General features: G+C 66.5%; 26 protein-coding genes. 18 read left to right on the top strand and 8 right to left on the bottom strand.

The features are described 5' to 3' along the window. Positions 1–46 precede the first annotated feature (46 nt). From C454_RS10700 to C454_RS10675, 6 genes are all read left to right on the top strand, one after another. The gene (locus C454_RS10700) at positions 47–331 is read left to right on the top strand and encodes an amphi-Trp domain-containing protein (RefSeq protein WP_004975456.1); all 285 of its coding nucleotides are present in this window, start codon (positions 47–49) and stop codon (positions 329–331) included. 108 nt (positions 332–439) lie between these two features. After that, positions 440–940 (top strand): GNAT family N-acetyltransferase, encoded by a 501-nt coding sequence (locus tag C454_RS10695; RefSeq protein WP_004975454.1) that lies wholly within the window; start codon positions 440–442, stop codon positions 938–940. 116 nt (positions 941–1,056) lie between these two features. Further along, positions 1,057–1,854 (top strand): YqcI/YcgG family protein, encoded by a 798-nt coding sequence (locus C454_RS10690; protein ID WP_004975452.1) that lies wholly within the window; start codon positions 1,057–1,059, stop codon positions 1,852–1,854. A gap of 28 nt (positions 1,855–1,882) precedes the next feature. Next, positions 1,883–2,449 (top strand): cysteine hydrolase family protein, encoded by a 567-nt coding sequence (locus C454_RS10685; protein WP_004975448.1) that lies wholly within the window; start codon positions 1,883–1,885, stop codon positions 2,447–2,449. Between the two features lie 75 nt (positions 2,450–2,524). Further along, positions 2,525–2,908 (top strand): hypothetical protein, encoded by a 384-nt coding sequence (locus C454_RS10680; RefSeq protein WP_004975446.1) that lies wholly within the window; start codon positions 2,525–2,527, stop codon positions 2,906–2,908. Between the two features lie 117 nt (positions 2,909–3,025). Next, complete coding sequence (locus C454_RS10675; protein ID WP_004975443.1) at positions 3,026–4,138, top strand: putative sulfate/molybdate transporter; 1,113 nt, start codon at positions 3,026–3,028, stop codon at positions 4,136–4,138. Between the two features lie 21 nt (positions 4,139–4,159). Here C454_RS10675 and C454_RS10670 read toward each other — a convergent pair whose 3' ends face one another. Further along, positions 4,160–4,735 carry a hypothetical protein gene (locus tag C454_RS10670; protein ID WP_004975442.1) on the bottom strand — a complete coding sequence of 192 codons (576 nt, stop codon included), beginning with the start codon at positions 4,733–4,735 and terminating at the stop codon, positions 4,160–4,162. 132 nt (positions 4,736–4,867) lie between these two features. Here C454_RS10670 and C454_RS10665 point away from each other — a divergent pair, with 132 nt between their 5' ends. Together C454_RS10665 and C454_RS10660 are read left to right on the top strand one after the other, a co-directional pair. Then, the gene (locus C454_RS10665; protein ID WP_004975440.1) at positions 4,868–5,794 is read left to right on the top strand and encodes an HFX_2341 family transcriptional regulator; all 927 of its coding nucleotides are present in this window, start codon (positions 4,868–4,870) and stop codon (positions 5,792–5,794) included. Between the two features lie 220 nt (positions 5,795–6,014). Beyond that, positions 6,015–6,263: a DUF4242 domain-containing protein gene (locus C454_RS10660; RefSeq protein ID WP_147299488.1), complete on the top strand. Its 249-nt coding sequence runs from the start codon at positions 6,015–6,017 to the stop codon at positions 6,261–6,263. Positions 6,264–6,316: 53 nt separating this feature from the next. Here C454_RS10660 and C454_RS10655 read toward each other — a convergent pair whose 3' ends face one another. The 3 genes from C454_RS10655 to C454_RS19815 form a co-directional block, all read right to left on the bottom strand. After that, entirely contained in the window at positions 6,317–7,372 is a 1,056-nt protein-coding gene (locus tag C454_RS10655) for a hypothetical protein (protein ID WP_004975435.1), read from the bottom strand. Positions 7,373–7,441: 69 nt separating this feature from the next. Then, positions 7,442–8,161: a DUF1405 domain-containing protein gene (locus C454_RS10650; RefSeq protein WP_004975433.1), complete on the bottom strand. Its 720-nt coding sequence runs from the start codon at positions 8,159–8,161 to the stop codon at positions 7,442–7,444. Between the two features lie 167 nt (positions 8,162–8,328). Next, on the bottom strand, positions 8,329–8,727 hold the full coding sequence (locus tag C454_RS19815) for a hypothetical protein (protein WP_081605208.1): 399 nt from the start codon (positions 8,725–8,727) through the stop codon (positions 8,329–8,331). Between the two features lie 178 nt (positions 8,728–8,905). Here C454_RS19815 and pdxS point away from each other — a divergent pair, with 178 nt between their 5' ends. Beyond that, positions 8,906–9,814, top strand: coding sequence for a pyridoxal 5'-phosphate synthase lyase subunit PdxS (pdxS, locus tag C454_RS10645; protein WP_004975431.1), 909 nt, complete (start codon positions 8,906–8,908; stop codon positions 9,812–9,814). 76 nt (positions 9,815–9,890) lie between these two features. Here the strand turns inward: pdxS and C454_RS10640 are convergent, their stop codons facing one another. The 3 genes from C454_RS10640 to C454_RS10630 all read right to left on the bottom strand — a co-directional run bounded on the left by C454_RS10640 (position 9,891) and on the right by C454_RS10630 (position 13,389). Beyond that, the gene (locus C454_RS10640; protein ID WP_004975429.1) at positions 9,891–10,394 is read right to left on the bottom strand and encodes a universal stress protein; all 504 of its coding nucleotides are present in this window, start codon (positions 10,392–10,394) and stop codon (positions 9,891–9,893) included. A 133-nt stretch (positions 10,395–10,527) separates the two neighbouring features. Next, positions 10,528–11,409, bottom strand: coding sequence for a homoserine kinase (locus C454_RS10635; protein WP_004975427.1), 882 nt, complete (start codon positions 11,407–11,409; stop codon positions 10,528–10,530). A 66-nt stretch (positions 11,410–11,475) separates the two neighbouring features. Beyond that, on the bottom strand, positions 11,476–13,389 hold the full coding sequence (locus tag C454_RS10630) for a histidine kinase N-terminal 7TM domain-containing protein (protein WP_004975425.1): 1,914 nt from the start codon (positions 13,387–13,389) through the stop codon (positions 11,476–11,478). A gap of 96 nt (positions 13,390–13,485) precedes the next feature. On the opposite strand from C454_RS10630, the gene C454_RS10625 reads away from it, so the two are divergent. From C454_RS10625 to C454_RS10615, 3 genes are all read left to right on the top strand, one after another. Further along, positions 13,486–14,799, top strand: coding sequence for an NAD(P)/FAD-dependent oxidoreductase (locus C454_RS10625; RefSeq protein ID WP_004975424.1), 1,314 nt, complete (start codon positions 13,486–13,488; stop codon positions 14,797–14,799). Between the two features lie 159 nt (positions 14,800–14,958). Next, on the top strand, positions 14,959–15,618 hold the full coding sequence (locus C454_RS10620) for a TetR/AcrR family transcriptional regulator (RefSeq protein ID WP_004975423.1): 660 nt from the start codon (positions 14,959–14,961) through the stop codon (positions 15,616–15,618). Continuing rightward, positions 15,615–17,099, top strand: coding sequence for an MATE family efflux transporter (locus C454_RS10615; protein ID WP_004975421.1), 1,485 nt, complete (start codon positions 15,615–15,617; stop codon positions 17,097–17,099). Before C454_RS10620 ends, C454_RS10615 begins: the two co-directional genes overlap by 4 nt. A 27-nt stretch (positions 17,100–17,126) precedes the next feature. Here the strand turns inward: C454_RS10615 and C454_RS10610 are convergent, their stop codons facing one another. Continuing rightward, positions 17,127–17,768 (bottom strand): DUF6149 family protein, encoded by a 642-nt coding sequence (locus C454_RS10610; protein ID WP_004975419.1) that lies wholly within the window; start codon positions 17,766–17,768, stop codon positions 17,127–17,129. A 137-nt stretch (positions 17,769–17,905) separates the two neighbouring features. Between C454_RS10610 and C454_RS10605 the strand changes: the two genes are divergently transcribed. The 6 genes from C454_RS10605 to mptA all read left to right on the top strand — a co-directional run bounded on the left by C454_RS10605 (position 17,906) and on the right by mptA (position 22,633). After that, positions 17,906–18,814: a winged helix-turn-helix domain-containing protein gene (locus C454_RS10605; RefSeq protein WP_004975417.1), complete on the top strand. Its 909-nt coding sequence runs from the start codon at positions 17,906–17,908 to the stop codon at positions 18,812–18,814. A gap of 88 nt (positions 18,815–18,902) precedes the next feature. Beyond that, positions 18,903–19,289, top strand: a complete 387-nt coding sequence (locus C454_RS10600) for a hypothetical protein (protein ID WP_004975415.1) — start codon at positions 18,903–18,905, stop codon at positions 19,287–19,289. 107 nt (positions 19,290–19,396) lie between these two features. Further along, positions 19,397–20,638 (top strand): NAD(P)/FAD-dependent oxidoreductase, encoded by a 1,242-nt coding sequence (locus C454_RS10595; protein WP_004975414.1) that lies wholly within the window; start codon positions 19,397–19,399, stop codon positions 20,636–20,638. Between the two features lie 198 nt (positions 20,639–20,836). Then, on the top strand, positions 20,837–21,076 hold the full coding sequence (locus C454_RS20320; protein ID WP_115820776.1) for a hypothetical protein: 240 nt from the start codon (positions 20,837–20,839) through the stop codon (positions 21,074–21,076). A 153-nt stretch (positions 21,077–21,229) separates the two neighbouring features. Next, positions 21,230–21,625: a DUF7124 domain-containing protein gene (locus C454_RS10590; protein WP_004975410.1), complete on the top strand. Its 396-nt coding sequence runs from the start codon at positions 21,230–21,232 to the stop codon at positions 21,623–21,625. An 81-nt stretch (positions 21,626–21,706) separates the two neighbouring features. Then, the gene (gene mptA / locus C454_RS10585) at positions 21,707–22,633 is read left to right on the top strand and encodes a GTP cyclohydrolase MptA (protein ID WP_004975407.1); all 927 of its coding nucleotides are present in this window, start codon (positions 21,707–21,709) and stop codon (positions 22,631–22,633) included. The last annotated feature ends 12 nt before the right edge of the window (positions 22,634–22,645 follow it).

Below are 22,645 nucleotides of genomic sequence, written 5' to 3'. Positions count from 1 at the left end.
GTCACCGCAACGAAGCTTAACCCCCTGCGGGTGTAACCTACGGTCCATGCCCGAAGAAGTGCTCTTCAAATCCGAGAACCGACAGGCGCGAGCGGAAATCGCGTCGTATCTCCGAACCGTCGCCGACAAGCTCGACGCGGGCGAGCCGATTACGCTGAAGTCCGGCGACCAGACCGTCACGATGGAGCCGCCCGCGTCGCCGACGTTCGAGGTGAAAGCCGAGCGCGAGGGCCCCGCGGGCGGCCCCTACGAACTGAGCATCGAGTTCGAACTGGAGTGGGACGAGGGCGCGGACGACGGAGCCGACGCCGGCGGCCTCGAAATCGAGTGAGACGGACGCGCCGGTCGTGCCCCGATTCGAGCGTGGCCGGCGCGGCGAATCGCCCCGAACGCCCAACACAGTTACTCTTTTGACATTCCCACGAGTCGTCGGTGACTCATGCAGATTCGACCGCTCCGGGCCGACGAGGTGGACGCGCTGGTTGACGACCTGTGGCTCCCGTTCGCCGAGGAGATGGGTGACATCGACGACCACGACGCGCTGGCCGAGGACGCGGACGTGCGGGCCGAGGCGCTCGACTACCGGACTGAGCAGGCGGAAGCCGAGAACACTCGAATGTTCGTCGCCGTCGCGGCCGCGGGCGCGGAATCGGACTCCGCCGAGCGGTCGCTCCGGGGCTACGTCACGGTCGCCGACGCCGACTCCCCGCCGGTGTTCGCCCGCGGGTCGGTCGCCAAGGTGAAAGAGCTCTACGTCGCACCCGAAGCGCGGGGCGAGGGCGTCGGCACGGAACTCCTCGAACGGGCCCACGAGTGGGGCCGCGACCGCGGGTGCGAGCGGGCCGCGCTGAGCGTCCACGCCGACAACGACGCCGCCCGGTCGTGTTACGAGTCGATGGGGTACGAGACGCGGTACCTGAAACTCGACCGCCCGCTCTGAGGCCGGGGACGACGGCGGCTTCGCGGATGGCGACGAGGGCCGTCACCCGTCGTTTCGAGGGTCGTGTTCGCCCCCCGAACCCGAACCCTCAAAGCCGCTGAATCCAATTGACGCGCATGAACGAGTCGGGCCACCAAGTGCTCATGGAGCAGGACGTGCTCCGCCGCCGCCTCGACGACGGCGACCTCCCCGACTGGGCGAGACAGCACTACGAGACGTTCCGCGAGACGATGCTCGGCGACCGCGACGGCGCGCCGTTCCCGTGTTACTTCGGCATCGAGTCCGAGCGCAACGGCGACGCCCTCTACACCTTCGTGGATTCGATGACCGACAAAGACGCGCTGTTGGCGCTCCGCGACACCCTCCTCGAATACCTCGACGTGTACCCGGACTACTCCGAGGCGTGCTCGCTCGTCGCGTTCTTCAAGCCGCCGGCGGAAGACCTCACCGAGGCCGACTACCACGAACACCTCTGGCACGTCCTCCAGTTCCTCCACGTCAACGACCCCGAGCCGTGGCCGGCGGACATCCCGACCGACCCCGACGACCCGACGTGGGAGTTCTCCTTCGGCGGCGAACCGATGTTCCCGACGACCCGCGCGCCGTTCTACGACGAGCGTGTCAGCCGCTACTGCCCGTGGGGCCTCGAAATCACGTTCCAGCCGCGCGCGCTGTTCGACGGCATCACCGCCGACACCGAGGCCGGCCAGAAGGCCCGCGAGGTCATTCAGGGCCGCATCGAGGAGTACGACGGGGTCTGCCCCCACGCCGACCTCGGCGACTGGGGCGTCGAGGGCGACCGCGAGTGGCCGCAGTACATGTTCTCGTCGGACGAGTCGCAAGCGCCCGACGAGTGCCCGATTCGCATCACGCGCGAGCACCCGAAGGTGCCGATGGCCCCGGCGGACGACTGATGACGGCCGCCAATTCGAGGGCCGGCCGATGACCGCCGCCGACCTCCCGGCCGACGCCGTCCTCGTCTGCGTCGACATGCAGGTCGGCTTCGACGACCCGGCGTGGGGCGACCGCAACAACCCCGAGATGGAAGCGCGCGTCGCCGACCTGCTCGCGGCGTGGCGCGCGACCGACCGCCCGGTCGTCCACGTCCGCCACGACTCCACCGAACCCGACTCGCCGCTCCGGCGCGACGGCGAGGGCTTCGCGTGGAAACCCGAGGCCGAACCCGTCGACGGCGAACCGGTGTTCACGAAGCGCGTCAACAGCGGCTTCATCGGCACCGACCTCGAAGCGTGGCTCCGCGAGCGCGACTACTCGACGCTCGTCGTCTGCGGCCTCACGACCGACCACTGCGTCTCGACGACGGCGCGGATGGCCGAGAACCTCGGCTTCGACGTGTACCTCCCCGCGGACGCGGCCGCGACGTTCGACCGCGAGGGTCACGACGGCGAGCGCTTCTCGGCCGACGAGATGCACCGCACCGCGCTGGCGCACCTGAACCGGGAGTTCGCAACCGTCGTCGACTCGGCCGACCTGTCGGCGACGCAGTGAGCGGTCGTCGCGTTCGCCGCCGGCCGTCCACGAAGCTGTAGTCAGATTTTCATATCCCCGCCGAGACGGGCGCACATGGACCGCCGATTCCTCGCCGTCGTCGGGGTGTTCGACCTGCTCATCGCCGTCGGCCTCGTGCTTCTCGGCGCGCCCGCTCACCCGCTTTCGTTCGCCCGGTTCGCGCTGTTCACCGCCGCCGGCGTGCTGTTGGTCGTCGCCGGCATCCGCGAATCGGTCGCTCTCGGGTCGACGACGCTCCGGTGGCACGTCGTCGCAGGCGCGGGCTACGTCTGCTTCGGGTTGGCCGTGCTCGCCAACGGCCTCTCGTCCGTCCTCGACGCCCGCGGCGACCCCTACTTCGGCGGGCTGTCCGCGCTCCTGCTCGCCCCCCTGATGCTGTTCATGGGCATCGATTACCTCCGCGGCGGCGTCCACTTCGACCTCTCGACGTTCGAGTGACGGCGGCTTCGACGCCCGCAGGCGACTGCGTAATTGATTTCGGTTTCTCTCGTCGCCGACTGTCGCGTCTCTCGATTACGCAAATACATTTCCCCGTCGGGGCGGAACCACCATCCGATGGGTGTCTCGTTCCCGTACGGCGACGAACTCGCGGTGGACTTCTCGTGGCACGAGTTCACCGGCGCGGTGGGAGATTCGGTTACGGTCCTCCCCATCGTCGTCGCCGTCGCCCGCCTGACCGACCTCTCGCTGGCCGTCGTGCTCGTCTGGTTCGGCGTGTTTCAGGTCGTCTGGGGGCTGTACTACGCGGTCCCGCTGTCGGTCGAACCGATGAAGGCGCTGGCGGCGCTCGTCCTCGCCGAGACGGTCACGACCGGCGAGGCGCTCCTCGCCGGGTTCGGCCTCGGCGTCGTCCTCCTCGCTATCGGCCGAACGCGCTCGCTCGACCGCGTGAGCCGCTACATCGGCGCGCCGGTCGTCCGCGGCGTCCAGTTCGGCGTCGCGCTCGTCCTCCTCTCGACCGGCCTCGAACTCGGCGCGGGCGACCTCCCGCTCGCCGGCCTCGCGGTCGCTGTCGCCGCCGTCGCCCTGCTCACCAAGCGCTCGAACCTGAGCGCCCTCGCCGTCCTCGCGGTCGGCGGCGCGGTCGCCGTCGCCGACGTTGGACACCTGTCGCTCGCGGTCCCGTCGGTCGGCGACGCCCGACTGCTCTCGCTCGACAACCTCTCGTTCTCCGTCGCGGAGGCCGCAGTCGCCCAGTTGGCGATGACCGTCGGCAACGCCGCGCTCGCCACGTCGGTCCTGCTCGCGGACTACTTCGACCGCGACGTCTCCGCCGACGAACTCGCCACCAGCATGGGCGCGATGAACCTCCTCGCGGTCCCCCTCGGCGGCTTTCCGATGTGCCACGGCAGCGGCGGCGTCGCCGGCAAGTACGCCTTCGGCGCGCGGACCGCCGGCGCGAACGTGATTCTCGGCGTCGGCTACGTCCTCGTCGCCCTGTTCGCCGTGGACGTGGTCGCCGCCTACCCGGTCGCCATGCTCGGCGTCATCCTGGCGATTATCGGCCTGCAACTGGCGCGGACGAGCCTGACCAGCCTGACCCGCGCGGACGGCTACCCCCTCGTGGTCGCTATCGGCCTCGTCGGCGTCGCGGTGAATCTCGGCGTCGCGTTCGTCGGCGGCGTGGTGGCGTGGCTGGCGTGGGAACGGACAAATAGATATGAGTGATACTGGTGGTTTCTGACTACATTACGAGGCAATCTGTGGTTGATCCTGTTTCTCTGATTCTCTCAACTCTGATCGTAGATCGCTTAAAAATTTGAGAGTCCCGAAGACAACAGTTGCAACCAATAGTAGCTGAAAAAGAATTGATATTATATTGGATCCCATAGAGACTATTCCAATCTCGGTCAATCCTACGGTAAATACTAGCAAAATTGGAATGAGAATTGTTAATGACACAGACATTATGGCGTGGATGGCGAGTGAATCGGCAACCTGTGGTTCACGGAAGAACCTGTCATAATCCTCGATTTCTAAGATTGGAAGCACGAGAAGGAGTGCAATTGTGAGAATTAATAGCAGAGAGAGTGCTTGCGAGTCTGTAGATAAAAACTCGGGGAAGACGAGTAAATAACCCATCACCAAAAACAACACATTCAAACAATGTATTATGGTGAATCTCCCAAGATTCGGGATGACTGATAATAGCTGTTCTTGATTATTGTTGGCTATGGCCTGTATATCTGTACTCTTTGCCATTCCACTCAACTCAATGACTATCAGAAAAACAATCGACATTGATACGAAGATATTCTCGACCATTATCGTATAGAAATTCACGACAGATGATAAATTCCCTCAGTACTGCTTATTTGAAGCATGGCATCATCAGGGCGCGCGAGTGGACATACATCACTTGAAGAGATTAATAAACGTCCCCACGGAGTATAGCGTATGCAGACGCACATCGTTCCCGTCGGCTTCGACTACGACCGACTCATCGCGCCGCTCATCCGCGATCAGTTGGACGTGGACCGCGTCATCCTCCTCGAAGGGGCCGTCGGGAGCGAGGCGAACGTCGAGTACTCGCGGAACCTCTCGGGCAAGCTCGGCAAGGACTTCGAGAACCTCCTCGGCGCGGAGACCGAACGCGTCATCGTCGACGACGTGTACGACTACGACGCGGCGTTCGAGCAGGCGTACGACCTCATCAACGCCGAACTCGACGCCGACGACGAACTCCGCGGCGACGACGACGAACCCGGCGAGGTGTGGGTCAACGTGAGCGCGATGCCCCGCCCGGTCTCCTTCGCGTTCGCGACCGCCGCCCACTCCATCATGGTCGAGCGACAGGCCGACCGCGAGCGCATCCACACCTACTACACGGCCCCCGAGAAGTACCTCGAAACCGAACTCGCCGAGGAGTTGCGGACCGAGCGCGCGCTCCTTTCGGACCTCCTCGAATCGGGCGAAATCGACGCCGACCGCATCCGCGAGCGCCTCGACGCCACCTCCGACCTGCTGTCGGAGTTCGACGAGCGCGGGACGACCATCGGCGCGAAGCAGATTGACGGCCGCCACATCGTCGAACTCCCGGTGGCCTCCTTCTCCAACGTCAAACCGTTCGAGGAGGTCATCCTGTTCAAACTCGGCGAGCACGGCGAGTTCGGCTCGGTCTCCGAACTCGCGGAGGCGCTCGCCCGCGAGATGAACGAGGAGTACACCGACTCCTTCCGGTCGAAGGTCATCTACAACGTCGACCGCCTCGGCCCCGGCGGCAAGGGCTACATCGAACAGGAAGAACGCGGGAAGTCCTACCGGACGCGCCTCTCCCGAATCGGCCAGCTGTGGGTCCGCGCCCACGCCGACAGCGACGAGTGAGCCGTCGGTGAAGCGGGCTACGGGAGAGAACCGATTCACCCCGGACCGCACGGATGCGGCGTTCGTCACGATGTCGCGAATCTGGCGACCATCTGAATATATCTCGTGTGGTTCGAGCCGGGGAATACTCGACTAAGCTGGCGTCTGACACTTGTATCAGGATGTTCTGGTAAATAATAAAGAACGATTATCCGCGCTGGCGTGCTATACACTAGCAACCATGCCGCTATACATGGACGTACACCGGAACGTAGAGGGAAGTGCGAAAGACGTCGCGGAGGCCCACCGCGCCGACCTCGAGACGCAGGGCAAGTACGGAGTGAACTACAAGCACTACTGGGTCGACGAGAAGGACGGCGCGGTCTTCTGTCTCTTCGAGGCACCGAACAAGGAGGCCGGGGCGAAAGTCCACGAAGAGGCCCACGGCCTCGTCGCCGACGAGATATTCGAAGTACAGCAAGGCGAGTAACGCGGCCAGCGCACCCCTCGACGCGTCTCTTTGGAGCGGCCGGGTTTCGGTTCTTAGAACTCCAGCCCCGACGGGTCGTCGCCCGGTTCGAGCGGGCTCGTCGGCAGTCCCGCCGGCGGCTCGGGAAGGTTGTACTCGCCGGGAGCCACGTCGTTCGGACCGTCGGGGTAGAACACCGACGCGAGCAGTTGGATGTGGTCCCGGCCCACGTCGAGTTCGAACTGGCCGCCGCCGTACAGCGACATCCCGCGTTCGTCGGCGTACTCGATGGTGTCGAACAGCGACTCGACCGTGCCGAACCGCGAGGGCTTGATATTCAGCCACGACGGCTCGAACGGCAGGCTCTCGACGGATTCGACGCCGGTAATCGGGGCGTCCCACGAGACGCGGCCCTCGTGTCCGTCGAACAGCGGGCGCGTCTCGTCGGTGAACGCCGGGTCCTCGACGACGGCGTCGGGGAAGCCCGACAGGATGCGCTCGTAGAGTTCCGGGTCGGGTGCTTGGTCCACGTCGGTCCCCTCGTACTGACCCTTGAGGTCGAGGATGCGGACGCGGTCGTGGGCGGCGAGCGACGACACAAGCTCATCGTGCCAGTCAGTTGTCGGGTCGAGTTTGAACTCGCAGTCGGGGTCGCGGTCGAGGAGCATCTCGACGCGGTCGGCCGACGGCGGGTCGCCGAGGCGGGTGCTCACGACGAACCGAAGCGGGTCACGCTCGCGGTCGACGGCGGACGCGAGGTCCGTGCCGGCCTGTCGGAGCGCGAGGTCGAGCCCGGCGGATTCGAGCGCCCAGCGCCGGTAGTGTTCGGCCGTCTCGCGCTCGGGCACCTTCGTCGGAAACAGGTCGACCCCGTCGAGCGCCGCGGAGAAGTCGGCGAACGAGTCGTAGCTGCCGGCGAGGTCGAAGGCGTCCTCGGGGGCGTCCGCGAGGGCGTCGTGGTCCTCCGTGTCGTAGGTCACGTCCTCGCCGCGGCCGACCGCGCCGTCGCCGGCGAGCGAGAACACCGTCGTCTTGCGTAGGAAGCCGCTCGACGTGTCGCTCTCGAAGCGGTCGCGGGAGACGGACTCGACGGTCAGCGGCAGGTCGGCCACGCGGTCGAAGAGGCGCATGGCCCGTCGGTTAGGGTCGGCGGGACAAAAGGCTACGTCCGAGTCGGCCGACGCGTCGTCGGTTCTCGGTCAGTCGATGCCGCCCCGTTCGAGCTTCGCGACCCGCGTCGCGAGCGCGAGGAACGTCGCCGCGACCGTCAGGAGGACCGCGCCCGCCGCGGCGTACTCGTGGGCGGGCGAGACGTGCTGAACGACGCCGTCGACGATTGGCTCGGCCGGGATGAGCGTGTGGTGGGGCGTGCCCACGATGGGAACGAAGTAGTCCACGAGGTCGTTGAGGCCGTACCAGCCGACCGCGACGAGGACGGCGAGCGACGGGAACTCGGCGTACCGCTGGATGAGGAAGGCCTCGACGACCATGGCGAGGTGGCTCCAAAAGAGGAAGTTGTACATCGCCCAGTGGAGGTACGAGAAGTCGCTTTTGAACACGAGGAGGACGTACGGCGTCCACAGCCCGAGTTTGAGACAGCCGAAGAAGGCGAGGGCGTTGACGTACTCGTTGGACCGCCCGAGTTTCCAGAGCGCGAGCGACAGCGCGATGAACAGCGTGGCGACGGGGCTGTCGGGGACGAGCGGCCACATCACGACCGGTTCGATGCTGAACTGGTAGCCGTAGTACCAGAAGCCGAAGGCGGTCCCGACGAGGTTGATGACGACCACGAGCCACGCGATGTTGAGACCGAAGTTCTCCAGCCACTCCGGCAGGGGTGCGAGCCACCGCGGGAGGTCGGTCCCCGCCGGCAGGTCGTCGTCGTCGAGCAGTCGGCGCAGTCGGGTCGCCGCGTCCATACCCACGCCGAAGCGGGGGGATGCAAAAGTGATGCCGGTCTCGGTGACTGCGGCCGGTGTCGGCGGTTGGGAGATCACGCTGGCGGCGCTGTTGAAGTCCTCAGCCGCCGATAGTTTACTGAGGGCGTGCTGAATACAGCGCGCGTATGTTGCACGAGACAGAAGGCTCAGTTTGATGTTGCATTCCTGTAATTCTGACCTAACTTGCGCCGGGTGATGACGAACAAAAGAGCGAGAATACTCGCTATTTCTGCCCCGATAGCCGGGAGAACGCGCCACAGTGGAGTTGGTTCAGAGAAACCAGACCTCGGATACAAGACTGCATCAAAGTAGCCAAATCGATGAAGCGTCATGAACAACAACGCGACTACGCCGGCTAATGCGAACACAGTAACGAGGGTCTGGAGCGTCTTGTTCAGTGAGTTCTTCCGAGTCCACAACAGCCAAAATGACGAACCGGTAAGCGCGATTCCGGCGAGTATGAAGTCGGGTGTTGTGGAGGGCGGAACCATATCACTAAGGGTGACTGTATCCTTATCGACTTTTTGGGAAATCTTGAGAGACATTGAGTTGGCTCGTGCTGAACTCACCCTCTGAGTGTTGCACGCGACATATGTCAAAAAACCGAGCAGTTCAACAGAATCACCACAACTCGACCCGAGCGCGAAACACGACCTGTGCGGAATGCGAACGGTTGACGGATGGAAGCGACCGCTTAAGTAAACCCAGTCGCAAGCGACGGATATGCCAGAGGAGACCGACCTGGAGGAGCTTCGGCGCGGGACCGAACTCGTCAAGCGCGGGTTCGCCCAGATGCAGAAGGGCGGCGTCATCATGGACGTCGTAAACGCAGAGCAAGCGAAAATCGCGGAAGAGGCCGGCGCGGTCGCCGTCATGGCGCTCGAAGCCGTCCCGGCGGACATCCGCAAGCGCGGCGGGGTCTCCCGGATGGCCGACCCCGAGACGGTCACGGAGATCATCGACGCCGTCTCCATCCCGGTGATGGGCAAGGCCCGCATCGGCCACTACACCGAGGCGCAGATTCTCGAGTCCATCGGCGTCGACATGATAGACGAGAGCGAGGTACTCACCCCGGCGGACAACGACTACCACATCGACAAGCGCGAGTTCACCTCGCCGTTCGTCTGCGGCGCGCGCAACCTCCCCGAGGCGCTCCGCCGCATCAACGAGGGCGCGGCGATGATTCGAACCAAGGGCGAGGCCGGCACCGGCGACGTGAACCAGGCGGTCACGCACCAGCGCACCATCAAACACCAGATTCGGTCGCTGACCGGCCTCAACTTCGACGAGCGCGAGAAGTGGGCCCGCGAGCACGAAGCGCCCGCCGAACTCGTCCACGAGACGGCCGAGATGGGTCGCCTGCCCGTCGTCAACTTCGCGGCCGGCGGCATCGCCACGCCCGCGGACGCCGCGCTCATGATGTACCACGAGTGCGACGGCATCTTCGTCGGCTCCGGCATCTTCGGCGCGGAGGACCCGGAACAGATGGGCGAGGCCATCGTCGAGGCCGTCAACAACTGGGACGACCCCGACACGCTCGCCGACATCGCCTCCGGCATCGGCAAGGGCATGAAAGGCGAGGCGAACGTCGGCATGGCCGACGAGGACAAGCTGCAGGACCGCGGCGTCTAACGCGGCGACGCTCGCCGCCGACCGGCCGTCTCGGTTTTCGATTCGATTTTTCTTCCGACTCGGCGCGCCGCCCGCTTCAGGCGAGGAGTCCCGACTTCCCCTTCCCCTTCCCCTTCGCGTCGTCCGACGACTCCTCGCCGAGGAGGACGGTGACCGGGCCGTCGAAGTTGAGCATGACCGACTGCGTCAGGTCCCGGGAGATGAGCTTGCCGGCGGGCGAGCGGCGGCGACCGGAGATGAAGAGGTGGTCGCAGCCCTCCCAGCGGGCCGTTTCGAGGATGGTGTCGGCCTCGGGGCCGATGTCGGCGACGATGCGGTAATCGAGGTCCAGTCCCTCGAACGCCTCGCGGGCGACGCGCTTGGCGCGACGGGTGGCCGACTCGATGGCCTGGTCGATGCCGTAGACGACGTCCGAGGAGCCGACGCTGGCGAGCGCCGAGCGGGTCCGTTCGAACTCCTCGTCCGGGAGAACCGTGAGGACGATGAGCTCCGCGCCGCTGCCGGCGGCCAGTTCGCCGGCCTCGCGGAGGATTCGGTGCGACCGTTCTTCGGGGGAGACGACGACGAGTGCTCGTTCCATGATTCGAATATATCGTGATAGTGAGAAAAGTCTTCTCGGAATCGTGTTACCAACGACCGCGTCAACGCGTTGCAGTAGCTCAGACGCGAGAAAATACGAAAATCGAGCGTGCGAGTGGTTCTCTCTGTACCACTCAGAGTTCGAATACTTCAGCGCCGCGGCCGACTCGCGTCTTGTAGGCGCGGGCGGCCACGTCCGCTTCGTCGAAGGCTTCGAGCATCGCCCCGGCGACGCGGGTGCGGTCGGCCGCTTGGCAGACGCCGAGGACCGAGGGACCGGCACCGGAGACGGTGACGCCGGACGCGCCCGCGTCGAGGGCGGCCTCGCGGACCGCGTGGTAGCCGTTGATGAGTTCAGCCCGCGCGGGCGTGACGACGCGGTCGTGCATCCCCGCGCCGACGAGGTCGGGGTCGCGGCGGCACATCCCGACCGCGAGGGTCGCCGCCCGGCCGACCGTGTGGACCATGTCCTCGATGCTGGCGTCGCTCGGGACGACTCGTCGGGCGTCGCGGGTCGAGACGGCGATTTCGGGGAGGCAGGCGACGAGCGGGATGTCGGCGTCGACGGTCGTGACGCCCTCGTCGGTCGCGACGGTGAAACCGCCGAGGAGCGCGGGCGCGACGTTGTCGGCGTGGGCCTCGCCGGAGACGACCGCCTCGCCCTCGGCGGCGACGGGGACGAGTTCCTCGCGGGAGAGCCCGCGGTCGTACAGCTCGTTCAGCGCGACCGCGGCGGCGGCCGAGCTCGCCGCCGACGAGCCGAGTCCGGACGACGGGCGGACGCCCTTGTCGATGCGGATGTGCGCGGGGGCGTCGAGCGCCTCCGCGACCGCCCCGACGACGTTCCGGTCGGGGTCGGTCGGGATGTACTGGCTGCCGACGCCGGTCACTTCGATTGTCGTCCGGTCCGCCCGTTCGACGTGAACGATGTCGGCGGGGCGGTCGAGAGCCACGCCGAAGACATCGAACCCACTTCCGAGGTTGGCGCTCGTGGCGGGTGCGCGGACCGTAACCATGCCCCGCTGTTGCCTTATCGCAGATAAAAATGTGGCGAACGTCGCAACCGACTCCTCGTCGCGCGCTCAGTCGCTCGTCGACTGCTCCGCGTTCGCGGGCTCGGGGTCGGTCTCGACGCCGGTGAACTCGAACCGCGCCCCGCCAGCGTCCGACTCGCCGAGGCTGACGGACCAACCGTGGGCGTCCGCAATCGTCTTGACGATGGGCAGGCCGAATCCGGTCCCGTTCTCGTGGGTCGTGTACCCCCGCTCGAACACGTCCGCTCGCTCGGACTCCGGAATGCCCGGCCCGTCGTCTTCGACGTAGAAGCCGCCGTCGAGCGCGCCGACGGCGACGGTGAGCGCGTCGTCGTCTTCGCTCCCGTGCTCGACGGCGTCGTCGGACACAGTCCGGTTGCCTGTGGAACCGTGTTCCACAGCGTCACCAGACGTAGTCTGGTTGCCCGTCGAGCCATGCTCGACGGCGTTCCGAAACNCAGTCCGGTTGCCTGTGGAACCGTGTTCCACAGCGTCACCAGACGTAGTCTGGTTGCCCGTCGAGCCATGCTCGACGGCGTTCCGAAACAGGTTCTCGAACAGCTGTCGGAGCCGACCTCGGTCGGCGGCGATAGTCCGGTCGGCCCGAACGTCGAGGGTCGCGTCGCCGACGACCGTGCCGTCCCACGCCTCCTGTGCGACCGTTCGCAGCGCGACCGGCGTCACGTCGGTGAGCGTCTCGCCCTCCCGGGCCAGCGTGAGCAGGTCCTCGATGATGTTCTCCATCCGGTCGTGGGCGTCCTCGATTCGCTCGAAGTACTCCTCGTCGCCGGTCTCGGCCGCGAGTTCGAGGTAGCCGCGGGCGACGGTGAGCGGATTCCGCAGGTCGTGGGAGACGACCGACGCGAACTCGTCGAGCCGCTCGTTTTGGCGTTCGAGCCGTCGCTCGCGTTCGACCCGTTCGGTCACGTCGCGGACGAGGACGAGCGTCCCCGTCATGTTCGCCTCGTCGCCCAGCGGCGTCGTCTCCACGAGGAGGGCGCGCTCGCCGTCGTCCGTCGGGACCGTCGTCTCCACCTCCGCGTCGGACTTCGGAACGCCGTCGAGCGCGTTGACGAGTTCCGCGGGGAGAACGCGCACGACGGACTGTCCGTAGGCGTCCGAGAGGGGAAGCGAGAGGAACTGCTCGCCCGCGGGGTTGACGTCGATGACGCGCCCGTCGCCGTCGAGGACGAGCGCGGCGTCGTGCATCGACTCGACGGCCGACTCCCACGCGACGGGGACGAGCGTGAACAGCCGGTGTCGGAAGACGCTCCAGGCGACCGCCCCCGAGGCGACCGAGAAGGCCAGCACGGGGATGTTGAGTCCCGGGGTCGGACTCAACCCGGTGACGTACACCAGGCCACCGGCCGCGGGGATCAGGCCGCCGCCGAGGAGGCCGAGCGTCTGTTTCCGGTATACGCCGTCGGACCGAACGCTCGTCTGGACGAGCGCACCACAGCCGAGCAGGATGAGCACGTAGGCGTAGACGATGAAGCCGGCGAACGCGGCCCCGTGTTCGTTCACGAGGATGACGAAGCCGTGGTCGGCGTTGAGCCAGAGGTCGGTCCAGATGAGACCGTGCCACGGGTTCGTCAGCACGAGCGCGACGACGGCGACCGGCACGGACCCGAGCGCCGCCCACGCGACTCGCGACTCCAGTTTCACGCCCGCGTGGCGAATCACGTAGGCGAACCACAGGAGCGGGAGCGGCGCGATGCCGAAGTAGCCGAGTTGGTTCAAGAGCACCTTCGTCGAGAAGTCCGTCACGGCCAGTTCGAGCGCGTACGCCCCCATCCAGAACCCGGACGCGAACAACAGGAGCGCGCCGAGGGTCGAACCGGGAACGAGGCGGCGCGCCGTCCGGTGGCGAAAGAGGTAGACGGCGAGAACGACGAAGAGGACCGCACCGACTCCGATTGGAATCGTGTACGGCGTCGCCTGCCAGTACGGAGCGCCGTGCATGCCCCGCTTTCTGTCGACAGGGGTTAAAACTCCCACCGTCGGCGGCGGAACCGGCCAATCAGAAAGGACTTTCCACCCGACGCCGAACGTCGGGGCATGATAGGCATCGTCGGCGGCGGCATCGCGGGCCTCGCCGCGGCGTACCGACTCCAGAACCGGGGTCACGACGTTCGAGTCTTCGAGGCGGCCGACTCTCTCGGCGGCCTCGCCGCAACCTACGACACGAAAGGCGACGACATCGAGAAGTTCTACCACCACCTCTCGAAGTCCGAAGAGACTATCGTCGAACTCGCCGCCGAACTCGGCCTCGAAGACGATTTGGAGTGGCGAATCGGCAAGAACGCCTACTACGTCGACGGCGTCGTCCACCCGCTGGACACCGCCTGGCAAATCGCCGCCTACCCCCACATGAGCCTCTACGACAAGTTCCGCCTCGGCATGCTCACCCTCGGCGTCGACGTCCGCGGTGGCGTCCCCGACTTCGACGCCTACGAGGAACTCGCCGAGTACGAACACACGCCCATCGAGGAGTTCGTCGTCGAGCACACCACCCGCGGCGTCTACGACAACTTCGTCGACCCGCTCCTCGACGGGAAGTTCGGCGAGCGCAAGCACGACGTGTCGGCGTCGTGGTTCCTCGGGCGCGTCCGCTTCCGCGGCGAGCGCGACCTGCTGCGCGGGGAGAAACTCGGCTACTTCGACGGCGGCTTCGCGCCCTTCATCGACGCGCTCGTCGAGGCGGTCGGCCGCGAGCACATCGAGACCGGCGCGCGCGTGACGGAACTCGACACCGACGGCGAGGCGGTCTCGACGCTGACCGTCGACACCGACGACGGGACCGAGACCCACGAGGTTGAGTCGGTCGTCGTGGCGACGATGCCGAACGTGCTCGAAGACCTCACGGGGTTCCCCTGCGACATCGACTTCCAGGGGGCGGTCTGCGGGCTGGCGACCATGTCGGAGTCGCTGATGGACACCTACTGGCTCAACATCGCCCACGACGCGCCGTTCGGGTCGCTCATCGAGCACACGAACTTCGTGCCGAAGGAACGCTACGGCGGCGACCACCTCTTGTACGTCGCGAGCTACGTGCAGGGGCCGCACGAGGACCTCTGGCAGATGAGCGACGAGGAGGTCGAAGACGCGTGGTTCGACGAGATAGCGGACATGTTCCCCGAGTTCGACCGGTCGGCGGTCGAGGAGTTCGAAATCGCTCGCAACCCGCGGGCGGGACCGGTGTACGAGCGGGGCTACCTCGACCTCGTGGTGCCGTACGACCTCGGGGACGACGTGGCCGAGGGGGTCTACTACGCGGGGATGGCGTCGGAAGCGCAGTACCCCGAACGGTCGCTCAACGGTGGCATCGTCGCCGGCTACGAGGTCGCCGACCGCATCGACCGCAGCCTGTAGCGCGACCGTAACGCCGACGCTCTCGGACTGTTCCGACCTTCTCGCGGGAGGCCGTCCCACAGCGTGCCGATTTCTCTCGTGGCGCGCCGTCGCACACTTACCGGCAACTTGTTTCTCGTTCGCAACTTCTTTTTAAGTAGCTGACTGACTAGTCAGTTAGTGAGTGCAGACGAAACGCCGGACCAGTCGGTCCCCGACGAGGTCCACGAAGAACTGATGGCCGCGACCTACCGGGCGCTGTGCGCCCACGGCTACGCGGACCTGACGATGCAACGAATCGCCGACGAGGCCGGAAAGAGCAAGTCCCTCCTCCACTACCACTACGGGACGAAACAGGAGCTGCTCGTCGCGTTCCTCGGCTACCTGTTCGACCGGTTCGAGGAGCGGGTCGCCGCGACCGAGGGCGACGCCCCCGAGACCCGCCTCCGGGTTCTCCTCGACAAGATGGTCCCCGACGGCGACGACGACGGCGACTACGACCGCTTCGGGCTCGCCCTCAACGAACTGCGGACGCAGGCCCCCTACGTCGAGGCCTACCGCGAGCAGGTCGCCCGGAACGAGGCGATTATCCGCCGCCGCCTCGCCGACATCATCCGCGAGGGCGTCGAGGAAGGTCACTTCCGCGAGGTCGACGCGGACCGAACCGCGTCGCTCCTCTTCGCGGCGCTCGACGGCGCGCGCCTCCAACGCGTCGCCGTGACCGACCCCTCGGGAACCGAGACGGCGAGCCAGTCCGCCTTCGACGCGCCCACCGAGGTCCGCGCCGCGCTCGACGAGTTCGTCGTCGAGAACCTCGTGCGCGAGGAGGGCGACGAATGAGCGCGAAGGCGAAGGACGTCAACCTCGTCGACGGCGACCTCGTCAAGCCGATGTTGGTGCTGTCGCTGCCGCTCGTCTTCTCGCAGATCATGCAGGTGGCGTACAACCTCGCCGACACCTTCTGGGTCGGCCGCGTCGGCTCCGAGGCCGTCTCGGCGCTGTCCTTTTCGTGGCCGCTCGTCTTCCTCATGATTTCGTTCGGCGGCGGGTTCACCGTCGCCGGGACGGTCCTCGTCGCCCAGAACAAGGGCGCGGGTAACCACGACGAAGTCGACCACGCCGCCGGCCAGACCCTCGGGTTCGTCATCCTGCTTTCGGCCGGGTTCGCGCTCATCGGCTATCTGCTGACGCCGATACTGCTCCCGCTCATCGGGACGACGCCCGGCACCGAGGTCCACCAGTTGGCGGTCGACTACACGCGCACCATCTTCCTCGGCGTCGCGTTCATGTTCGGCTTCTTCATCTTCCAGGCGCTGCTCCGCGGGTGGGGCGACACCAAGACGCCGATGTACCTGATGGGTCTCGGCGTCGTCATCAACGTCTTCCTCGACCCGTTCCTCATCCTCGGGTTCAACGCGAACCCGATATTCGGCCTCGTCGGTCTCGAAGGCCTCGGACAGTCGCTGTTCGCCGCGACCGGCTTCACCGGCTTCGGCGTGCAGGGCGCGGCCATCGCCACGGTGTTCTCCCGCGGCGTCGGCGCGCTCGTCGGCTTCTGGCTCCTGCTTTCGGGCCGGGTCGGCATCAGCCTCTCGCCGCGCGACCTGATTCCGGAGCGCGAGATGGTCGAGCGCATCGTCCGCATCGGCGCGCCGTCGAGCATCGAGCAGTCGACCCGCGCGCTCGGCGTGACCGCCCTCACGGCGCTCGTCGCCTACGCCGCCGTCAACGCCGGCGGGGCCAGCACCGAGACCGCGGTCGCCGCGTTCGGTATCGGCAACCGCCTCAACTCGCTCGTCTTCCTGCCGGCCATCGGCCTCGCGCAGGGGACCTCGACGGTCGTCGGCCAGAACCTCGGCGCTGACCAGGCCGAGCGCGCCGAGCGCGCGGTGTTCTGGGGCGTCGGCATCATCGTCACCGCGCTGGTGTTCGTCTCCGCCATCGCCTACCTGTTCGCCGAACCCATCGTCGCGGTGTTCATCCCCGGCGAGGAGGAAGTCATCGCCATCGGCGTGGACTACCTGCGCATCATCGGTCCGACGTTCCTGTTCCTCGGGGCGTTCAACGTCGTCAACGGCGGGTTCCGCGGGAGCGGGTCCACCCGGACGGCGATGGTGTTCTCGCTCATCTCGCTGTGGGTGCTGCGCATCCCGGCGTCGTTCGTGCTCGTGGAGTTCTTCTCCATGGGTCCGACCGGCATCTGGTACGGCATCGCCTTCTCGAACGTCGGGGTGGCGCTGCTCGCGTTCGCGTGGTTCACCCGCGGGACGTGGAAAAACAGCGTCGTCGACGTCGGCCCCCGCGTGCCGTCCGACGATTAGAACCGGCCCGACTTCGCGCGACTTCTCTTACGCGGTCTTCTCGTCGGTGCCGTCGACGTCCTGCATCCCCGGCGCGGCCGACACGTCCACGTCCTCGGGCTCGTCGGCTCCGCCGGCTTCGACCTCGCCCGAGTCGTCCTCGACGTACACGTCGTCGGCGAAGCCGCCCTCCGCGTGGGGGTGGTCCGGGTCGTCGAGCTTGTCGAGCGTCGCGGGCGCGTCCGGGATGTCGATGGTGCGGAAGTCGCCGAGGGGGTTCGCGATGTCGATGCCGTGGCGCTCGAAGAACCCCTCGTACCGCTCGTAGTGGGCCTCGATTTCGTCGACCGGAATCTCCATCATCTCCGTCCAGCCGTGGTTGTAGAAGTCGAAGTTGGCCTGGACGTGGGTTATCTCGCGGGCCTCGGCCTCGGGGAAGCCGGCGTCGAGCGCCGCGAGATAGGTGTCGAAGGTGCACTCGAAGAACGCCGCCATGTGGGCCTCTCGCTCCGCTCTGCGGTCGGAGTCCGCGCGCTCGCCGAAGATACGGACGTGGAGGTCGACCATCTTCTCGGTGGCGATGTCGCCGATGACCGGCATGGTGAGGGCCTTCTTCGTCGCGAAGTGGCGGATGTTCTGGCGAATCTTCATTCCGTCGTCCGCTTCGGGTCGGATACACGTAAAGACCACGTCTCCGGGGGCGCTTCGCGGGCGTCCCGCACGAGACGGACGCAACCCCGCCTGATTCACGCGGGCGACGCGACCCGCGAGTTCCCGAACGAAATTTTACGAGGTGATTTAATGCGGTTCGCCCGCATGTGAGGGGTATGAGCGACTCCGCATCCGTCCGCGAGGACTCGGTCCTCGAGTGCGACGACTGCATCTCGCCGGCCGAAGCGTTCGGCATCGTCGCCGACGAGACCCGACTCACCATCCTCGAAGCGCTCTGGGAGTCACCCGACCGACCCGTTCCCTTCTCCGAACTCCGCCGACGGGTCGGCGTCGACGACAGCGCGCGATTCAACTACCACCTCGGAAAGCTCCGCGGCCAGTTCGTCCGCAAGACCGACGACGGCTACGACTTCCGCCACGCCGGCGAGAAGGTCGTCCGCGCCGTGCTCGCGGGGACGTTCAACGAGGACCCCGTCCTCCCCGCCTTTTCGGCACCCGGCTCCTGTGTCGCCTGCGGCGGCTCCCTCGAAGCCGATTACGGCGACGAGAAACTCACAATCTCCTGCGCCGACTGCGCGCGGACCCACGCCCACGAGGAGTTCCCGCCCGGCGGCCTCGAAGGGCGCACCACGGAGGCGCTCCTGTCCGCGTTCGACCAGCGCGTGCGACACCTCCACTGCCTCGCCGCCGACGGCGTCTGCCCCGAGTGCGGCGGGACGACGAGCACCTCGCTGTCCCGCGACGCCGACCCGTTCGACCTCGACGTGGTCGTGACCCACCGCTGCGCCCAGTGCGGCTACGAGGCCGTCTCGCCCGTTGGACTGGTCCTGCTCGACGAGTCGACCGTCCTCGGCTTCCTCTCCTCGCGGGGACAGGACGTGTGCGGAACTCCCTTCTGGCGCTTCCCGTGGGTCGTCGACGACGACGCGCTCACCGTCGTCTCGGAGGACCCGTGGCGTGTCCGCGTCCGCATCGAACACGGAGACGAGGCGCTCGTCGTCGACCTCGACGACGAACTCTCGGTCGTCGACTCCGCGGTCGAAGCTGTCGAGAAGGTTGCATAAGCGCGCTACGGTAAGCCCGCTTACAGAAATGTAATTCAGATTACCCTTTTGGTGTCGGCGGTCGTCTCTCCAAACGAGGAGAACGACCATGTTCGACGATATCCACTTCGGCCGCGGCGACGTACGAGAGACGGTCCCGAGCCGGTTCAGAACGCTCTCAGAGACGGCGCTCGTCGCGGTCGCGGCGGTCCTCGGCGTCGTCGCGGCCACCGCGGTCGCGACGCTCGTCGCCCCGCTCGCGCCCGGTCTCGGTCTCGTGGCGCTGTTCTTGGGCTGGCCGCTCGGTTTCGCCGCCGGCGTGGCCGGCGTTCGCGGAGCCGTCCGCATCGCCGCCACCAGTAGCGTTCCCGGTCGCGTCCGCGGCTTTGCCCACGCCGCGTTCGCTCGCGGCGACGACGACGCGGAGTCGGCACCCTCGGAGTGCCCGGTCGCCTCCGACGGCGGCTTCGCCGAGCGGTTCGGTGAGACGCAGTAACAGCCGCGATTCGGCTCCCGTCTCCTTATCTCGCCCCGATTTCCGGCTGCAAAACAATCATGAGGGAGATAGCAATCCACATTAACCCCGAATACAAACGTCGGGTCATGAGCCAATCGTACGTGATCGTCGGCGACGGTATCGCCGGGGCCTCAGCGGCTGAGACACTCCGCGAAGAGGAACCCGACGCCGACATCACCATCATCACGGACGAGGGCGAACCGCTGTACAACCGCATTCTCATCAAGGAATTCGCCAAGGGCAAACTGCCCGAGGCACCCATCTCAATCCACGACGAGTCGTGGTACGACGACCGCGACGTGGACCTCGAACTCAACACGCTCGTCACGGACATCGACCCCGAGGGTCACACCATCACCGCCCACGACGGCACCGAGTACGACTACGACAAACTGCTTCTGGCCATCGGCGGCACGCCGACCCAGCTCCCCGTCGAGAACTCCGACGCCGAGGGCATCCACCACTTCTGGACGTTCCAGGACGCCCGCGACATCAAAGAGCACATCGAGGGCGCGGACAACTCCGTCGTCATCGGCGCGGGCCTGCTCGGCATCGACCTCGCGGCCATCACGGCCGCCCAGGAGGTCGAGGGCAAGTACCTCATGCGCGGCAAGGCGTGGTGGCGCTACGCGCTCTCCGAGGAAGGCGCGGAGATCATCCACGAGGCGCTCCGCGAGCGCAACGTCGAACCCGTCTTCGACTCCGGCGTCGACCATTTCGAGGTCGACGACGACGACCGCGTCACGACCGCCGTCGACCCCAACGGCGACCGCTACGACGCCGACTTCGTCGGCATCGCCATCGGCCTGAACTTCAACACGGAGATTCTCGGTGGCACCGACATCGAGTACGACAACGGCATCTACACGGACGAGTTCATGCGGACGAACCACGACGACATCTTCGCGGCCGGTGACATCACCGAGTTCCACGACCTCATCCTCGGCGACCGCGCCCAGAACGGCGCGTGGGGCTCCGCCAAAGAGCAGGGCACCATCGCGGCCAAGAACATGGTCGACTACGGCTCCGAGGAGTTCCGCTGGGTCTCGTCGTACTCCATCACCCACTTCGACTTCCCGTTCCTCTCGTTCGGCCACCCGACGCTCGGCGACGACCACGTCGAGGCCAAGTACTCCGACACCGAGTGGCGGCGTCTCGCCATCAAGGACGGCAAAATCGTCGGCGGCGTCCTCATCGGCGACCTCTCGCCGCAGACGAAGTACAAGAAGCTCATGCGCGAGCAGGTCGACGTCAGCGGGCAGAAGGAAATCCTCGTGAAGCAGGACTTCCAGCTCGACGACCTCGAAGGCGCGGCGGCCGAACAGTAACTCGGGACCCGCTCCCGCTGTTTTCACCCGGCCAGCCGCGTCTGCGCGCGGCCGCCCGGCCCGGCCTCGGCTCGCCGAGCGCTCGCCCGCGTTCGCGGTTCGACCCCTCGTTCTTGGCTCTCTTTCGCCCGTCGTTACGCGCTCGCCAGTCGTCCCGCCGGCCAAACATTTATCTCCATTCATGGTGTGTGTTACCACATGTCATCAAAAGACGGACAGTCGCCGTCTTCCCCAGCAGTCACCGCGCCGCCGACCGTCGCACCCGTTACCGACGTGCCGCCGGGCGCTCGGGTCCACCACTTCGACGAGTTGAGCGAGCGGACCCAGCACGCGCTCGCGACCGCCAGTCCCGCCGGCCGGCTCGACATCGACACGACCACCTCGCGGCTCTCGCGGGGCGACATCGTGGTGTTCACCGACTACGTCCGCGTTCAGTAATCTCGCTGCGCCCGTCCCGTCGCTCGCGTTCTCCGCCCGACCCGGTCGCCCCCGAGCCGACGGCCTCCCGCTCGCGGACGACCGGGACCGAAGTCGTTTTCCACGCGTCGCCGCCTATCGCCGGGTATGGCAACAGGTGGCGGCCAAGGAACGATGACGCTCGCGTTCGAACTCTCCGCGCTCAAGCAGCTCGGCGACCCGAACGCGGCGTTTTCGGACGCCCGGACGTGGACGAAGTACATCGGCGTGGTGAGCGAGAAGCCGACGTACGTCGTGACGAACTTCACCCGGAAAGAGCGCATCCGGCAGGACTTCTTCTCCGGACCGCGCGGCGTCAAAGAGAGCCTCGAAAACGTGATGCGCCAGTTCGACACCGACCGGCACGTCTTCGTCGGCACGTCCGACGAGGACCGCGCGGTGGCCGAGGAGACCGGCTGGGAGTACCTCCCCGTCGAGGACGCCGCCGAGGCCGCCGAGTGGGTGCTCGCCGGCGACGACGACGCCCCCGCGGACCCCTTCGAGGACGAGGGGCGCGACGACTGGCCGTAGTCGGAGCACAGCGGGGCGTTCGCCCGCGATTCTGTTCCCCTATCGAAAGCACTAATCAGCAACGGCACTTTTTATTCTTCGATGAGTCACCAGTTGCCTGACGTACAGGCCTCCCAGCCGGACGTGACCGTCGGGCTGAGCCAGGTCGGCGTCACAGGCGTCGAGAAGCTCGTCAAGATCGCCCGCGACGGGAAGCGACCCCTCGTCTTGATGGCTGAGTTCGAGGTCTTCGTCGACCTCCCCGGCGGCCGCAAGGGCATCGACATGAGCCGAAATATGCAGGTCATCGACGAGGTCCTCGAAGCCGCCGTCTCCGAGCCGGCCTACCGCGTCGAGGACATGTGCGGCGACGCCGCCGAGCGCCTCCTCGCGAAGCACGAGTACACGACGACCGCCGAGGTCAGCATGACCGCCGAACTCGTCGTCCGCGAGGACACCCCCGCCAGCGGACTCTCCACCCAGAGCACCGCACAGATCATCGCCAGCGCCACCGCGACCGACGAGGGAACCCGCGAGGAAATCGGCGCGGAAGTGGTCGGCATGACCGTCTGTCCCTGCTCGCAGGGCATGTCCGCCTCCCGCGCCCGCGACGTGTTGCAGGACCTCTCGGTCGACGACGACACCATCGAGGAGTTCCTCGACAAGGTCCCCCAGCCGGGCCACTCCCAGCGCGGCCACGCCACGCTCACCGTCGAGACGCAGGGCTCGCCCGAGGTCGACCTCATGGACCTCATCGACATCGCCCGCGACTCGATGTCGGCGCGCATCTACAACCTCGCCAAGCGCCCCGACGAGGACCACATGACCTACCACGCCCACGCGAACGCGAAGTTCGTCGAGGACTGCGTCCGCTCGATGGCCGAGATGTCCATCGACGCACTCGACCACCTCGGCGACGACGCGGTGGTCCACATGAAACAGTCGAACGACGAGTCGATTCACCAGCACAACGCGCACGCCGAGCGCGAGGTGACACTGGGACAGCTCCGCGACGAACTCGACGCCTGAACGGTCTCCACA

The organism is Haloferax gibbonsii ATCC 33959 (genome assembly GCF_000336775.1).
GTDB lineage: Archaea > Halobacteriota > Halobacteria > Halobacteriales > Haloferacaceae > Haloferax > Haloferax gibbonsii.
The sequence above is the reverse complement of the archived record's forward strand: the minus strand, read 5'-3'. Positions and strand labels throughout refer to the sequence as shown.

Bases quoted from the DNA above. Each gene is read 5' to 3' on its own strand.
- C454_RS10685 (WP_004975448.1), top strand. From the start codon at position 1,883: ATGACCGCCGCCGACCTCCCGGCCGACGCCGTCCTCGTCTGCGTCGAC.
- C454_RS19815 (WP_081605208.1), bottom strand. From the start codon at position 8,727: ATGTCTCTCAAGATTTCCCAAAAAGTCGATAAGGATACAGTCACCCTT.
- C454_RS10590 (WP_004975410.1), top strand. From the start codon at position 21,230: ATGACGCTCGCGTTCGAACTCTCCGCGCTCAAGCAGCTCGGCGACCCG.
- pdxS (WP_004975431.1), top strand. From the start codon at position 8,906: ATGCCAGAGGAGACCGACCTGGAGGAGCTTCGGCGCGGGACCGAACTC.
- C454_RS10675 (WP_004975443.1), top strand. From the start codon at position 3,026: ATGGGTGTCTCGTTCCCGTACGGCGACGAACTCGCGGTGGACTTCTCG.
- mptA (WP_004975407.1), top strand. From the start codon at position 21,707: ATGAGTCACCAGTTGCCTGACGTACAGGCCTCCCAGCCGGACGTGACC.
- C454_RS20320 (WP_115820776.1), top strand. From the start codon at position 20,837: ATGTCATCAAAAGACGGACAGTCGCCGTCTTCCCCAGCAGTCACCGCG.
- C454_RS10600 (WP_004975415.1), top strand. From the start codon at position 18,903: ATGTTCGACGATATCCACTTCGGCCGCGGCGACGTACGAGAGACGGTC.
- C454_RS10595 (WP_004975414.1), top strand. From the start codon at position 19,397: ATGAGCCAATCGTACGTGATCGTCGGCGACGGTATCGCCGGGGCCTCA.
- C454_RS10680 (WP_004975446.1), top strand. From the start codon at position 2,525: ATGGACCGCCGATTCCTCGCCGTCGTCGGGGTGTTCGACCTGCTCATC.
- C454_RS10635 (WP_004975427.1), bottom strand. From the start codon at position 11,409: ATGGTTACGGTCCGCGCACCCGCCACGAGCGCCAACCTCGGAAGTGGG.
- C454_RS10665 (WP_004975440.1), top strand. From the start codon at position 4,868: ATGCAGACGCACATCGTTCCCGTCGGCTTCGACTACGACCGACTCATC.
- C454_RS10605 (WP_004975417.1), top strand. From the start codon at position 17,906: ATGAGCGACTCCGCATCCGTCCGCGAGGACTCGGTCCTCGAGTGCGAC.
- C454_RS10660 (WP_147299488.1), top strand. From the start codon at position 6,015: ATGCCGCTATACATGGACGTACACCGGAACGTAGAGGGAAGTGCGAAA.
- C454_RS10615 (WP_004975421.1), top strand. From the start codon at position 15,615: ATGAGCGCGAAGGCGAAGGACGTCAACCTCGTCGACGGCGACCTCGTC.
- C454_RS10700 (WP_004975456.1), top strand. From the start codon at position 47: ATGCCCGAAGAAGTGCTCTTCAAATCCGAGAACCGACAGGCGCGAGCG.
- C454_RS10640 (WP_004975429.1), bottom strand. From the start codon at position 10,394: ATGGAACGAGCACTCGTCGTCGTCTCCCCCGAAGAACGGTCGCACCGA.
- C454_RS10650 (WP_004975433.1), bottom strand. From the start codon at position 8,161: ATGGACGCGGCGACCCGACTGCGCCGACTGCTCGACGACGACGACCTG.
- C454_RS10690 (WP_004975452.1), top strand. From the start codon at position 1,057: ATGAACGAGTCGGGCCACCAAGTGCTCATGGAGCAGGACGTGCTCCGC.
- C454_RS10670 (WP_004975442.1), bottom strand. From the start codon at position 4,735: ATGGTCGAGAATATCTTCGTATCAATGTCGATTGTTTTTCTGATAGTC.
- C454_RS10625 (WP_004975424.1), top strand. From the start codon at position 13,486: ATGATAGGCATCGTCGGCGGCGGCATCGCGGGCCTCGCCGCGGCGTAC.
- C454_RS10695 (WP_004975454.1), top strand. From the start codon at position 440: ATGCAGATTCGACCGCTCCGGGCCGACGAGGTGGACGCGCTGGTTGAC.
- C454_RS10655 (WP_004975435.1), bottom strand. From the start codon at position 7,372: ATGCGCCTCTTCGACCGCGTGGCCGACCTGCCGCTGACCGTCGAGTCC.